The sequence below is a fragment of the Allorhizobium sp. nf9_anc genome, from assembly GCF_056323085.1.
This window is the reverse complement of record NZ_CM150481.1, coordinates 2,641,833-2,653,935: the sequence shown is the minus strand read 5'-3', so window position 1 is coordinate 2,653,935 and position 12,103 is coordinate 2,641,833. Positions and strand designations below refer to the sequence as shown.

At 59.9% G+C, this 12,103-nt stretch carries 11 protein-coding genes and 1 tRNA gene; 4 read left to right on the top strand and 8 right to left on the bottom strand.

What is annotated here, in order from left to right; genetic code table 11:
- Positions 1–4 precede the first annotated feature (4 nt).
- The 4 genes from AC02Y0_RS13000 to AC02Y0_RS12985 form a co-directional block, all read right to left on the bottom strand.
- On the bottom strand, positions 5–2,305 hold the full coding sequence (locus AC02Y0_RS13000) for a TonB-dependent receptor (protein ID WP_476379325.1): 2,301 nt from the start codon (positions 2,303–2,305) through the stop codon (positions 5–7).
- A gap of 141 nt (positions 2,306–2,446) precedes the next feature.
- Entirely contained in the window at positions 2,447–3,454 is a 1,008-nt protein-coding gene (locus AC02Y0_RS12995) for a FecR family protein (protein WP_476379324.1), read from the bottom strand.
- A gap of 154 nt (positions 3,455–3,608) precedes the next feature.
- Positions 3,609–4,124: a sigma-70 family RNA polymerase sigma factor gene (locus AC02Y0_RS12990; RefSeq protein ID WP_102019574.1), complete on the bottom strand. Its 516-nt coding sequence runs from the start codon at positions 4,122–4,124 to the stop codon at positions 3,609–3,611.
- Between the two features lie 51 nt (positions 4,125–4,175).
- Positions 4,176–4,373 carry a hypothetical protein gene (locus tag AC02Y0_RS12985; RefSeq protein WP_476379323.1) on the bottom strand — a complete coding sequence of 66 codons (198 nt, stop codon included), beginning with the start codon at positions 4,371–4,373 and terminating at the stop codon, positions 4,176–4,178.
- Between the two features lie 23 nt (positions 4,374–4,396).
- Between AC02Y0_RS12985 and AC02Y0_RS12980 the strand changes: the two genes are divergently transcribed.
- Positions 4,397–5,320, top strand: a complete 924-nt coding sequence (locus tag AC02Y0_RS12980) for a fatty acid desaturase (RefSeq protein WP_476379322.1) — start codon at positions 4,397–4,399, stop codon at positions 5,318–5,320.
- A 35-nt stretch (positions 5,321–5,355) separates the two neighbouring features.
- A complete protein-coding gene (locus AC02Y0_RS12975) occupies positions 5,356–6,144 on the top strand; it encodes a phosphate/phosphite/phosphonate ABC transporter substrate-binding protein (RefSeq protein WP_476379320.1) in 789 nt (262 codons plus the stop codon).
- Between the two features lie 18 nt (positions 6,145–6,162).
- Here the strand turns inward: AC02Y0_RS12975 and AC02Y0_RS12970 are convergent, their stop codons facing one another.
- A complete protein-coding gene (locus tag AC02Y0_RS12970; RefSeq protein ID WP_476379319.1) occupies positions 6,163–7,335 on the bottom strand; it encodes a GGDEF domain-containing protein in 1,173 nt (390 codons plus the stop codon).
- A 258-nt stretch (positions 7,336–7,593) separates the two neighbouring features.
- Between AC02Y0_RS12970 and AC02Y0_RS12965 the strand changes: the two genes are divergently transcribed.
- Positions 7,594–8,277 (top strand): helix-turn-helix transcriptional regulator, encoded by a 684-nt coding sequence (locus AC02Y0_RS12965; RefSeq protein WP_476379317.1) that lies wholly within the window; start codon positions 7,594–7,596, stop codon positions 8,275–8,277.
- 17 nt (positions 8,278–8,294) lie between these two features.
- On the opposite strand, the gene AC02Y0_RS12960 is transcribed toward AC02Y0_RS12965, so the two are convergent.
- The 3 genes from AC02Y0_RS12960 to AC02Y0_RS12950 form a co-directional block, all read right to left on the bottom strand.
- Positions 8,295–10,073 (bottom strand): flagellin N-terminal helical domain-containing protein, encoded by a 1,779-nt coding sequence (locus tag AC02Y0_RS12960; protein ID WP_476379316.1) that lies wholly within the window; start codon positions 10,071–10,073, stop codon positions 8,295–8,297.
- Positions 10,074–10,232: 159 nt separating this feature from the next.
- A complete protein-coding gene (locus AC02Y0_RS12955) occupies positions 10,233–10,493 on the bottom strand; it encodes a hypothetical protein (protein ID WP_102019580.1) in 261 nt (86 codons plus the stop codon).
- 445 nt (positions 10,494–10,938) lie between these two features.
- Positions 10,939–11,358: a hypothetical protein gene (locus AC02Y0_RS12950; protein ID WP_476379315.1), complete on the bottom strand. Its 420-nt coding sequence runs from the start codon at positions 11,356–11,358 to the stop codon at positions 10,939–10,941.
- Between the two features lie 359 nt (positions 11,359–11,717).
- Between AC02Y0_RS12950 and AC02Y0_RS12945 the strand changes: the two genes are divergently transcribed.
- Positions 11,718–11,794: transfer RNA gene (locus AC02Y0_RS12945), tRNA-Pro, on the top strand.
- The last annotated feature ends 309 nt before the right edge of the window (positions 11,795–12,103 follow it).

Genomic DNA, 12,103 nt, shown 5'->3' with positions numbered 1-12,103 from the left:
CTGATCAGAAGGTCGCCTTGACCGAGAGCAGGAATGTCCGGCCCTGCTCGTAGAGGGGGGTTACGTTGCCAAACTCCTGGCCGTAAGTGGCGCGGCTCGCATAGGTTTCGTTGAAGAGGTTCTGAACCTCTGCGCGGAAGGTCATGTGCGAAAGCTGTTCTGGCTTCCACTCGGTGTAGAGATTGACCACTTCGTAAGCGTCGAAAGATGCTGCTCCAGAGTTGAATTCAGGAGCGATCTCGACGTCACCACCGACTGTTAGACCCCAGTCAAGGAATGTGTGCGCCGCAGACACGGTGATGATGTCGCCCACGGGAGTGGCGAGATAGTAACCGGTATCTTCGTCATTCGCATTGATGGGTAGGCCATCAACCGTTGCGTCGACGTGGGCGTATTTGGCCTTGATAAAGCCGCCCGTCCATTCGTAGCCCAAACCGACCTCGAAGCCTTCGGAATCGACATCCGAATTCTTGTTCGCTGATCCGGCTGCGTATTTGGCAACACGGGAATCCTGAATTCTATTGCGGAACACACTACCCTCAACCGTGAAACCATCATGGTGGAACTCAAGCCCTGCCATGATATTGTTCGCGGTGGTGACCTCCGGTCCTTCGGTCCCATAATTCCAACCGGGGTTCATGATAAAGCTCTCAGCGAGCGGAATGCCGCCCCAGACATGGGAGGCGCCGGCCTTGGCCGTGAGGTAGCTTGTTAGGTCATATTCGATCGACGCGTTTCCGCTCAGACCGGCATGGTCCCATTTCTCGCCAGTGGTGCCCTCGAACCATTGCTGGTCGGCACGACCGCCAAAGGACAGTCGCATGGCATCGATCGGTTCAATTCGCGCTTGGGCGTACAGGCCAACGTTCTGAGCCTTCTCAGAAGCGTTTTCTTCCGGGAAGAAGGAACTGAATTCGATCTCGTCGCTATAGAAATCCAAGCCGGCAACGATATCGCCGTTTTCGAGCGCAAACTTGTTCTCGAACTTGCCGTTCAGACTGCCACTGTCCCCGGAGACTGGGTAGTTCCTGAGAACGCCGCCCTGAGAGTAGTAGTAGAGCATGTCAACAGAGCTGCCGCTGTAGGCCAGACGGAAGGTCGGGTCCCACCAGCCTTCTGGCGTCGTGTCCGTATAGGTGAATACGGTGTTGTCACGTTGCAAGAGGTAGTTGCGGTACTTCGGCTCCCAAGTCTTGGTTGTTACGACAGCACTCGCATTCGCCCTGAACGGCCGCTCCGCATCGTCGCGCACCCGCTCATGGCTGAACTCGAACCGGTCGCCGCTTTCGGCCTCATAGGCAAACTTGCCGAGCCCGCTCAATAGGTTCGTCTCGGTCCCGCGGACCTCGTCGCCATTGCCCGCTTCGTAGTTGTCACCCTTGCCATAGTTCAGGAAGCCGAGGAATTCGAAGCCGTCCTGCATTGCCCAGCCACCGAGGCCGGTGGTGAAGGTGTTGCTGTTCGAATTGTAGGTTTCCGACACCATGCCGCCGAAGCCGTCGGCGGTGAGCATGTCCTTCACGTCCTTCGTCTCGTAGGCAATCGAGCCTGCAAGCGCGCCCGGACCTGCATCGGCTGGCGCGATGCCGGCGTCGACGTCGACGGCCTTCAAGAGCGACGGGTCAATCAGGTTGGTGGCATTGTGGTGGAAGACGCGGTTGTTCTGGCGGCTGCCGTCGATGCTGACGGCAAGCGTCGTTTCTTCCAACCCGTTGACATAGACCTTCTGCGAGGTCGGGATTGAGCTTCCGACGCTGACCCCCGCTTCGTCGCGAAAGACGTCGGCGACGCTGGTCGGATTGCGCGCCGCGAGCTCTTCGGCGCCGATGTTGACGGAGCTGACGCTGGTCTCGGCCCGCTGGCCGGTGACGTTGATTTCACCGATTACGGTTGAGCCATCGGCTGCAGGCGCGCCACCGGTGACGGCAGAAGACTGATCGCCGACGACGACCGTGCCATTGCTGATGCGATAGGAAAGTCCGGTGCCGGACAACAGTTGCGACAGCGCGGCCTCGGTCGAAAGCGTCCCGGAGACGGCGGCGGAATTCGCGCCACGGGCCGCCTCTGCCGGCAGGGAAACCTGCAGGCCGGATTGGCGGCCGAAGGCTCTCAGCGCATTGGCAAGCGGTTGTGCCGGAATGTCATAGGCGCGGGTCGCCGCACTCACAGGCGCCGTCTGCGCCACGACGGGCATCGTGAATGGCCCCGCCAGAAGCGCCAGCGCGCAGGCCGTTGTGGTCAGAAGCCGGCGCGACGCAGCCCCGATTAAGGCGTCGCGATCCGCAGAAAGTCTCGTCACAGTCATACTCGTCCCCATACTCAAACTGGCTCAACGCCGTGTTCGAGGTTAAATACGAGTGAAAGAGACAAGTTTTTCAGACAACATTCATCTTTTTGCGACTGGTTCGCGAAATGATGATTAAGTTTCTGAATTATTGACGTTATTTCAGCGGCTGGTGACGATGCGGAGATAGGGAGACGCCGTCCTCACCTGCAGGCCGAAGGCCGCAGCCAGCGCCATCAGCGCCCGGTCGGGATCGCTGAGGTCATAGAGACCGGTGACCCTGAGCGATGCCAGATCGCTTTCCGGCAACATGATCCAGGCCGGGTGCTGGCGCTGGATGAGTGCCACGACATCGCCGAGCGGCTGATCGGTAACGGCCAGCCGTCCCTCGCGCCAGAGCGCGATATCGGAGGGTTCGATGCGGCTCAATTCCGCCTTGCCACCCTTCCTATCCACGGTCACCACATCGCCGGGCACGAGCGCGAGTTCTTCGGCGTCTGGCGCACCCTGCGGTCGAAGCGCAATCGACCCATGCGCCAGTTCCACCCGCGTGCCATGGCCCGTGTCACGCACGCTGAACGCTGTGCCAAGCACCCGCACGGAGGCATCCTGCGCATCGACCACGAAGGGGCGGGCGGCATCCCGCTCCACCTCGAAAAAGGCTTCGCCAGAGAGCAGCCGGACATGGCGGGATGTGCCGTCGAAGTCATCGGCCAGCGCGGTTTCCGGCGCGAGCGTCACCCGCGATCCATCGGCAAGCGTGATGATTTCCGTCTCGCCGGCGCCCGTGCGGAAATCCGCCTCCAGCCTGATCTGCAGCGCCGGTCCAAAAGCACCGGCAATCAGCGCAAGCGACATCAGGCTTGCGCCGGCAAGGCCAAGACCGCGGCTGAGAAATCCCGAGTTCCGCATCGGGACGTGAGGTGCGGGCGAAGGACGAGAAGCCTTCGGCGCGATCTCGGGCGACGCAACCGGCGTTTCGCCGAGCGCCGCCCAGGTGCGACAGATCCGGGCCCAGGCCGCGGCATGGGCGTCCGAAGCGTGCAGCCAGTCTCCCCAGGCGGCAGTCAGCGCAGGGTCCGCTGGCGCATCACGCAGCAACATGAACCAGTCCATCGCCTCTTCAAGAAGCATGGCGTCCTGCTGTCCTGGCTGATCCGTGACACTCACCGCGTGGCTGTCCCCTGTTGGCTCTGGCTCGCCACCACCTTGAGGCAGCGCGCGATGCAGGCGCGAGTGTGATCCGCCGTGGCGGCGAACTCATCTCTGCCTGCAGGATATACGATCGGATCGAAGTGTTTTTTCATGTGCCCCCCGACATTTTTCAATGGCTCGCCCGATCGAGCGACAGGGCGATCTTCACCATGCCGCTGCGGATCATCCGGTGTGTCGTCGCGACCGATACGTTGAGCTCGGAGGCGATCGCCTCCAGCGTCCAGCCTTCGATGCGGTAGAGCTCGATGGCCCGGCGGGTCTCGGGCGGCAATGCATCCAGCGTCTCCGACGCAACCCGTGCCTGATCGGCGAAAAGCACCGATTCCTCCGGCGAACCCGGGTCCTGTGGCAGAATCCAGAACGGCGGATCCGTGTCACGGCCACGCGTCTCGATATTGCGGCGCTTCAACTGATCAAGGGCCAGATTGCGCACGATGCTGTAGAGATAGGACAAGACCTGACGCGGCGCATAATCGCCCGAATCGATCGGCGTCAGCCGGAGGAAAGCGTCCTGCACGATGTCTTCGGCCTGGTCACGCGAACCCAGCAACCGGGCGGCATAGCTCACCAGGGCCGACCTGTTCTCCAGGAAAACCTCGAGCTGGCTCTGGGGTTCTGCAGCCATGGGGCGTCGACGTCACCGGTTAAAATATGAGAGATGCAGGAAGCTTTCGCTCTAGCCGATTAGGCCGGGGGTGGCAATCCGTGCCGGATGGAATGCCGTTCTCAGTTTCACCCGGTCCAGATCAGGCGTCTTTCCCGCGATAAGAGCTGATTTTTGGTCGGTTTTCGCCGTTTCCTGCTCTTTTCGCGGCGCGACGTGGCGCATTTGCTGGAGCGAATCATCTGCAAACTCGCTAGCTTCAGGTTCCATGGGGACTTTCATACGGGGACTGCATGGCACATCTTGCCGAAGGTGAGATCGCAATACCGCGCATCGCGCGCATCGAATGGCCGACCGTCGCATTGGCCGCTCTGATCTACGGAGGCTTCCTTGGCCTCACCTGGTTCTGGCGCGACATCCCGCTTTGGATCTTGATACCATCAGGCGCCTGGCTGATTGCTTGGCATGGCTCGCTGCAGCACGAGGTGATCCACAATCATCCGACCCGCCATGTCTGGATCAACGATGCGATCGGCGTTCCGCCGATTTCGCTTTGGCTGCCCTATCATGTCTACAAGCAGAGCCATCTTGCCCACCACCGCGACGAGCATCTCACCGATCCGATCGAAGATCCGGAATCCTATTACTTCACGGCAAAGGACTGGGACCGCTTCGGTTGGTTCGGCCGCACGCTGCGCGAGTTCAACCTGACGCTGGCCGGCCGCCTGACCGTCGGCCCGGCCATCATCCTCGGCTCCTTCCTCTGGCATGAGGCGATCAAGGTGATCCGCGGCGAAGGCGACAGCCGGCGCCTTTGGGCATGGCATGGTCTGGGTGTCGCCGTCGTGCTCTGGTGGGTGCTCGTCGTCTGCGAGATGCCTTTCCTGCTCTTCTTCTTCGGATTCATCTATTGCGGCACGGCGCTCTCGCGCCTGCGCTCCTATGCCGAGCACCGCTTCGCCGATGACCATGAGGAGCGCACGGCGATCGTCGAGAAGACCCCGCTCTTTGGCCTGCTCTTCCTCTACAACAACCTGCATGTCCTGCATCACCGCGTGCCGGCGCTTCCGTGGTACATGCTGCCCGACTTTTACGAGCGGCATCGTGATTTCCTCGTGCGGCTGAATGGCGGTCTCGTCTATCGCGGTTATAGCGATGTCGCCCGCCGCTTCCTCTTCCGCAAGCACGACCGGCCGACCCATCCGAGGCACTCCTGACCGGCGCGTCCGAGACGAGGCTCGCCAGCCTCTCGATGTATGTCGCCCCTCAGGCGGTGGTGGAAGCGCAGCGCCAACTGTGGAGCTTCCTCCGCGACCAGCTCCGCCAGTCGGGTGTGTCCGGCGTGCCCGAAGTGCTGGATGAAGCGATCCCGCATCACGAGGCCTGGCTCGATCCCCGCCTGCTTCTCGCCCAGACCTGCGGCTTTCCCTTCGTCAAGCATCTGAGGGGGCGTGTGCGCCTGGTCGCGACGCCTGTCTATGAAGCGCCGGGCTGCGATGGTCCGACCATGGTGAGCGTGATCGTGGTACGCAAGGAGGGCGCCCCGCCCGATCTCGCCGCCGCCGCTGGCCTCAAGGTCGCGATCAACGAGCGCGGCAGCAATTCCGGCTACAATCTCCTGCGCGCCGCCGTCGCCCCCCATGCCGGGGGCAAGCCCTTCTTCGCTAGCGTCATCGAGACCGGTGGCCATCTGGCAAGCATGGAGGCGGTGCTGAGCGGCAAGGCATATATCGCCGCCATCGATTGCGTCACCTTCGACCTCCTGCGCCGCCACTCCCCGGAGCGCCTGGAGGGCCTCACAGTCCTGGGCAGAACCCCCTCCGGCCCCAATCTCCCCTTCATCACCCGCTCGTCTGCCTCGGACGATGAACTCGCCGCTCTCCGTGCCGCCCTCAAGGCCGCCATCATCGCCCCCGCGCTCGCTGATGCCCGCACAATCCTCGGCCTCAAGGATGTAGTCGTGCTGGAAGAGGGCGCCTACGACATCCTGCTGGACCATGAGCAGGCAGCGATCGCCGCGGGCTATCCGGATCTGCCGTGATCTAAGCCGTGAGGTGGCTTAGGCGGAAGCCAAACCCGATGCGTGCAAATTCGCCCCATCGCCCGCCTCGAAAACCCGGTTCCGACCGGCAGCCTTGGCAGCATAAAGCGCCCGATCAGCCCGCGCGATGGCGGCATGCGGATCGGTTTCATCCAGGCGGATCCGGTCGATCCCGATGCTGAGGGTGACCGGCCTGGCAAGACCGAAGAAGCGCCAGTCCTTCTCGGACACTGTCTGCCGGATCCGCTCGCCTGACGTGCGCGCCTCGGCAACGGAGCTGCTTGGCAGAAACACCACGTATTCCTCCCCGCCGAAACGTGCGGTAACGGCGCTAGCATCGGTTACCTGCCGCAGCATGTCGGCAACAGCCGAAATTACGGCGTCTCCCGTGGCGTGACCAAGCGTATCGTTGATCTGTTTGAAATGGTCGATGTCGCAGACCAGAACGGCACCCTCACGCAGTCCGGATACGCCGAACTCGGTCAGCGCCGTCTCGAAGCCGCGGCGGTTTAACAGGCCAGTCAGCGGGTCCCGCTCCGCCGCCTGCCGGTGGCGTTCCATGGCCGAAACGCCGCTCGCCACCAGTGCGGAGAAGGGGAAGGTCATGCAGATGGTGATCGTCGTGATATGGACCGCCAGATTATAGGCGGAGTCGACGAAATCGGCGAAGTCGTCGCTGGCATCGCCGTAAAAGAAGAAGAAATAGACCGCACGCGCCACCGTATCGACGAAGGCGAGCCCAATCGACGCAAGGAGGATCTTGTCGACGCTGCGCCGCGCTTTTGGGATAGCCATGGTGAGTGCGAGCCCGATGAGACAGGCAAAGGCAATGTCTGTCAGGAAGATCTGGTAGCGCAGGCTTTCCAGGATGAAGATGCAGTAGACCAGAAGAAGCGTGTAGGCGCCGACGAACCACCGGCGTTCGCGGTCGAAGGAGGGTGCCTGGAAATGCTCGAATACCGCGCTGCTGTAACAATAGGCAGCACCGATGAAGATCATGCCGGAGGTAAAGGCGTCGAAGATCGGTTCGATTGGAAAGGTCGAGAGCGAGAAGCCTAGCGCAGTTTGACCGAAGCCTGCACCCCACTGCCAGTTGGTCACGATCTTCTGTCGCCACAGAACGAGGAAGGTCACTGCAACCAGGCCAAACAGGACCGGTGGAACATAAACGATGACCGAACTTTCCCCCACCGTTTCCCCACGAAATTGGTTGGTTTCATTTAAAACCGTTATTTATGCTTATGGTTAAAGTTTGTTGAATTCGCTGGAGAATAAACGACAGAAGTGATCGGCATCACGCGTTTATCCATCTTGGTTTTCGACGCTTGGGACCTTTGCGCAACCTGCCGGCGAGTGTGGTTGTATTTTTTAAGATGAACACATTCGAAGATTGCGAGTTGCGACTTTGGGCTGTACCAAGATGAGGCAATCGATTCCCGCATTGAGTTCATGGCCCGCGTAACACCCTTTTCTGTCGTAGTCGGCCGCATGCTCGACGCCTGGATCTTGACGTCACCGGAGCGGCCCGCCCGGGCCGACGATATCTATCGCGGTGTGCTCGATCTTCTGTCCATCAAGATGCGCCTGACACTGTTCGAGGTCACCGGTCCGGATCCGCTCGACTGGTACATGCGTACCGTCCGCCATTCTGGTTTCACGTCCCGCATCCTCAACATCAACGGGCTCTTCACGGACTGTCGTGTCGGCGATTTCAAGGACCGCGCCTACATGGAGCAGTCTGTCATCCCGCGACTGAGGGAAGTGGTCGAGCGCCAGCAGCCGGCAACTGAGCTGGTCAAGACGCGCCTGCTCGGTGTCAGCCTCGGTTATGATCGCATCTTGCTGCCCCAGAAGAATGCCAATGGCTCGCAATGGGTGATATCGTCGTCCTATGCGCAATTTCTTCTCGGCCAGCCGCAGACCCGCGAGACGCTGGACACCTCCGATGAAGCGATCGTCCAGCTCCTGATTGAGGGCTCCACCGCCAAGGAGATCGCCGTCCTGCTCGGCCTGTCGCATCGTACGGTCGAGCATCGGCTGGACAAGATGAAACAGCGCTATGGCGCGCGCAACACGGTGCATCTCGTGGCGATGCTGATCGCCGCGCATATCGACCGATCCGCTCTTCGCTGAGTTAAACCCATGCTGCCTCAGCGGAAGAGTTGAACCAGCATGTCCGGCGCGGTGTTGGAAATCGACAATGCTTGCACTGCGAGCTGCTGCTGAGTCTGCAAGGCTTTCAGCTTTGTCGATTCTTCGTTCATGTCGGCATCAACCAAGCGGCCGATTCCGCTGTCGATGTTGGAAGCGAGCCGTGCGGCAAATTCCGCCTGCATGTCGATGCGTGTCTGCAACGCACCGAGCGTCGCTGCCGCATCCACCACGCGCGCCGTCGCCTTGTCCATGTAGTCGATATAGGTCCGCACCATGTCAGGGTTCTGCACGATGTCGATCTCGAGGAAATTGAGCGTCGGAATCGGTTCGTGGCTGACGTTGATATTGCTGAAGCCTATACGCGTGCCGCCGCCGGCTTTTCGGTCGACCAGAGGATCGAGGACCATAGAAACGCTGGATCCGGCGTCGCTGATGATCACATCCGGCCAATCAGCTTGAAGCAGCGAGCTAAGCAGCGTCACCATTTCGTTGGCGTCTGACACGGTGCCGTCTGTCTTGCCGAGCAGGTTGTTCACATAAGTGCGGTCGAAGGAATAGCTCTTGGGGGTCTGATAGTTGACCGAAAAATCGAAACTGACCTCTATACCGTCAGGATCCTCACCATCGCGGAAGACTTCAAAGCTTGTGAAAGGGATGGTCATCTGTGAGCCACGCGGGGCCTGGACGAAATCGTTACTGATACCGTGTGAGCCGGAAGAAACCTGGGAGGTCAGGTTGCTGATCTCGATATAGGAACCGTCGAGTCCAGAGTTCTCGTCTGTCATAACCCAGTAGTGATCGGGATAGGTGCCGTTCGGATAGCCGGAGCCGTAATACAAGCCGGCAGATGCGCCAGTATTGGCAAGCGAAAGCGCGCGGTCCATGGCTTGTGAAAAGTCCCGGTAGTCGTCGATCACGCCATTCCAGCTCGGGAACTGAGCGTCGAGGAAGGCTTTGTCGATTGTCACGCCGACTGTTGTCTTACCTGGGTGGTAAGGCGCCGAAATTCCGTGCGAAGGCTCATCTTTGTCAACGGTTATGTCGAAGGTAATGGCATCACCGGGCCCTCTAAGGTCGAGAGGGCCGGAGAATACCTGCCCCCCAAGTGTTGCGTTGGAGGAGCTATTCCACTCGGGGTACCAGACCTCCGTCCCGTCGCTGTAGGTCGCCAGGGAGCGCATCATGCCAATTGTATTGATGTCGCGGCCGTCCCGTTGCAGCAGGCCGCCCTGGGTGCTGTTGAACAGCGAGATCTTCGACAGGTCGACGGACATGGTCTTGGTCGCAACCCCGCCGCTGGCATCGCGCACGAAGGAGGAGACGACCTGTGTCTTGTTGATGTCCACGTCATACATGTCGGCGATGTCAGTGGTCAGCCAGTTCTGCCCCGAAAAGCTGGCGGATTCGGCAATCGACTTCACCTGATCCTTCATCTGGTCCAGTTCTGCCTGGACCTTCGCCTTGTCGACGCCCTCTTCGGTCGCCGCCACCAGACGCGCCTGGAATTCGGTCAGCACGTCGATCACCGAGGTCATGCCGGCATAGGCCGTATCCACCTTTGCTGCCCCAAGGCCCAGCGCATCCGCCGCCGCAGAGATGGCCATGCTGTCGGAGCGCATGGTGGTAGAGATTGACCAGTAGGCGGCGTTGTCGGCCGCTGCTCCGACGCGCAGTCCGGAACTGACGCGGTCCTGGGTTCCCTGAAGATCGGAGGCAAGACTTCTCAACGTCTGCAATGCGGTAATGGCCGAAAGATTGGTGAGGATGCTCGTCATGGAAATAGACCGCCTGAAAAGAGAACTCAGAAATCATTCACGAGAAATGACCGTCGCGATCTATATGGTTTCGAATTCCTTAACGCCTTGGTGAAGGTGTCTCCGTAGAAATACGGACCTGGCGCACTTTCACGTCGCCTCTAGATCGGGGTTTGACCCTCAAAGCTTCACCTTCACCGGCCGCCAGACGATCGTCTCCGGTGTGCGGTCATAAGGGTTGTCCATTAGCGTGATCTTGCAGTTGCGCGTGTCGCATTGCTTGCAGCGGAACTTGAGCGAGAAGGGGTCGCGGCCATGGCCGTAGAAGGTCGCGAGGTCCTTCGCCATGAAGCGGGCCTGGTTCTGGCACTCCCGGCAGGTGGTCACCACCAGCATGTTGTGGCGAAGTGCTTTTCCAAGCGTGTCGATCGTCTGGGTCATGGAATATGATCTTGAACAAAACAAGAACATCGTCAAGTGCTGAGATGATCACGAAACGCTGCAGGCGCTGGTTTCCAAGGCTTTTTGCAAGCTCTGGCGCTTGACGCACACGTCCCGGATCGATCTGCCTAGGTCACTGAAAATTAACTATAAATTCTGCGGTCTGTAAGCCAACTGTTAACCTTGATCTCTCTATAAAGAAGTCGCTTCCACCAAGGTAATGCGTCGCGAAGCGCTCGGTTTCTGTATTGCGTATTGGGGAGAGCGTCATCCACGGCGCTCTCCCACATCCGCCTTGACCGGGCGTCGCAAGGGCATGAGGCCCTTCGGGCGAGAAGCGCCGTCTCCAGACACGGCAATCACCGATCTTCCAATCTGAAGACACGAAAAAGCCTCCACGCCATCAGGCGGGAGGCTTTCGGTCGTGCTCGTCAGTCAGCCGATCTCACTCGGCCGTCAGGAATTCTGCGCAATAGCTCTTGCCGCCATTCGTGCCCGGACGATCGACAACAGTGCGCACGCCGCGGATGACATAATCCGAGGAGACCGTGAGCTGGACTTCGCAGCGCAGATATTCGGTGCGCGCGCGGGTCAGGAGCTTGCCCTTCTTGCCATCGCCGAGATCTTCATAGGTGGCCGGGACGACGCGGTTGTTGAAGCCACCGCGCCAGATATAGAGCGTCGAGGCGCCGGATGCGGCATCCGAGACCGGCGGGCCGAACTTGGCGAAGAAGGCGCCGGCCTGCTGGCCGTTCCACCGCGTTTCGATCTCGTTTTTCGGCAGGCCTCCCGTCGTCGTGCAGCCTGCGGCGGCAAGGCAAAGTGCGGCGATCAATCCCGTTGTCGTGCTCTTCAGCAAATTCATTGTCACTGTCCCTGGAACCCCTCAAAGGTCGGCCTCGACAATCGTCCAAGACGCATCGTCCAGTACAACCGACCCACGACTGCTTTACTGCGAAACGCTTCGAGACGAAATGGAAAGAGGGAAGTGTATCCGCAATTTTTCCACCGGTGACTTCTGAGCAACGGCACGCTCGCGAAGCGCAACAGGCGGGGCCGGGGCATCGGTTACCGCGCTGTGCTGGCCATCGAGCACTCGCTCATATGGAAATGAAATCAGTGGGATGCCGAAGGCTGTCACGAATATTTCAACTTTCTCGCCGCTTTTTGCGTTTCCCTGCTTGTGCAACGAAAATCGCTGGTCTATAGAGGCGCCGCTGGTCACGGAGTGTAGCGCAGTCTGGTAGCGCACCACGTTCGGGACGTGGGGGTCGAGTGTTCGAATCACTCCACTCCGACCAGCTTACTTTCCCGAACAATCCCCCGCACCGAAAAGACGTTTGACGCAGCCTGGCCGAGGGCGCGCATGTTGTGCTGGATCCTGGCCCTCGCAGTTTGTTTGCGTAACATTGTATATTCTACAAACAGTGGTAGTGGACACGTATCTCCACTTCAACTCAAAGCTTGGGGGAAAACCCTGCAAGTCGTTGCTGAGGCATGTAGATTAGGCTATCTTGAATTGTATGGAGCGTCAGACCTCGCGGCGCTCTATAACTGCAATTGCCACCAATGATTGCAATCCAGGCTGGTTCGGTGAGCATGATTCCAGG

Coding starts and splice junctions, on each gene's coding strand:
- AC02Y0_RS13000 (WP_476379325.1), bottom strand. CDS start 2,305: ATGACTGTGACGAGACTTTCTGCGGATCGCGACGCCTTAATCGGGGCT.
- AC02Y0_RS12990 (WP_102019574.1), bottom strand. CDS start 4,124: ATGGCTGCAGAACCCCAGAGCCAGCTCGAGGTTTTCCTGGAGAACAGG.
- AC02Y0_RS12985 (WP_476379323.1), bottom strand. CDS start 4,373: ATGGAACCTGAAGCTAGCGAGTTTGCAGATGATTCGCTCCAGCAAATG.
- AC02Y0_RS12980 (WP_476379322.1), top strand. CDS start 4,397: ATGGCACATCTTGCCGAAGGTGAGATCGCAATACCGCGCATCGCGCGC.
- AC02Y0_RS12975 (WP_476379320.1), top strand. CDS start 5,356: ATGTATGTCGCCCCTCAGGCGGTGGTGGAAGCGCAGCGCCAACTGTGG.
- AC02Y0_RS12965 (WP_476379317.1), top strand. CDS start 7,594: ATGGCCCGCGTAACACCCTTTTCTGTCGTAGTCGGCCGCATGCTCGAC.
- AC02Y0_RS12960 (WP_476379316.1), bottom strand. CDS start 10,073: ATGACGAGCATCCTCACCAATCTTTCGGCCATTACCGCATTGCAGACG.
- AC02Y0_RS12955 (WP_102019580.1), bottom strand. CDS start 10,493: ATGACCCAGACGATCGACACGCTTGGAAAAGCACTTCGCCACAACATG.
- AC02Y0_RS12950 (WP_476379315.1), bottom strand. CDS start 11,358: ATGAATTTGCTGAAGAGCACGACAACGGGATTGATCGCCGCACTTTGC.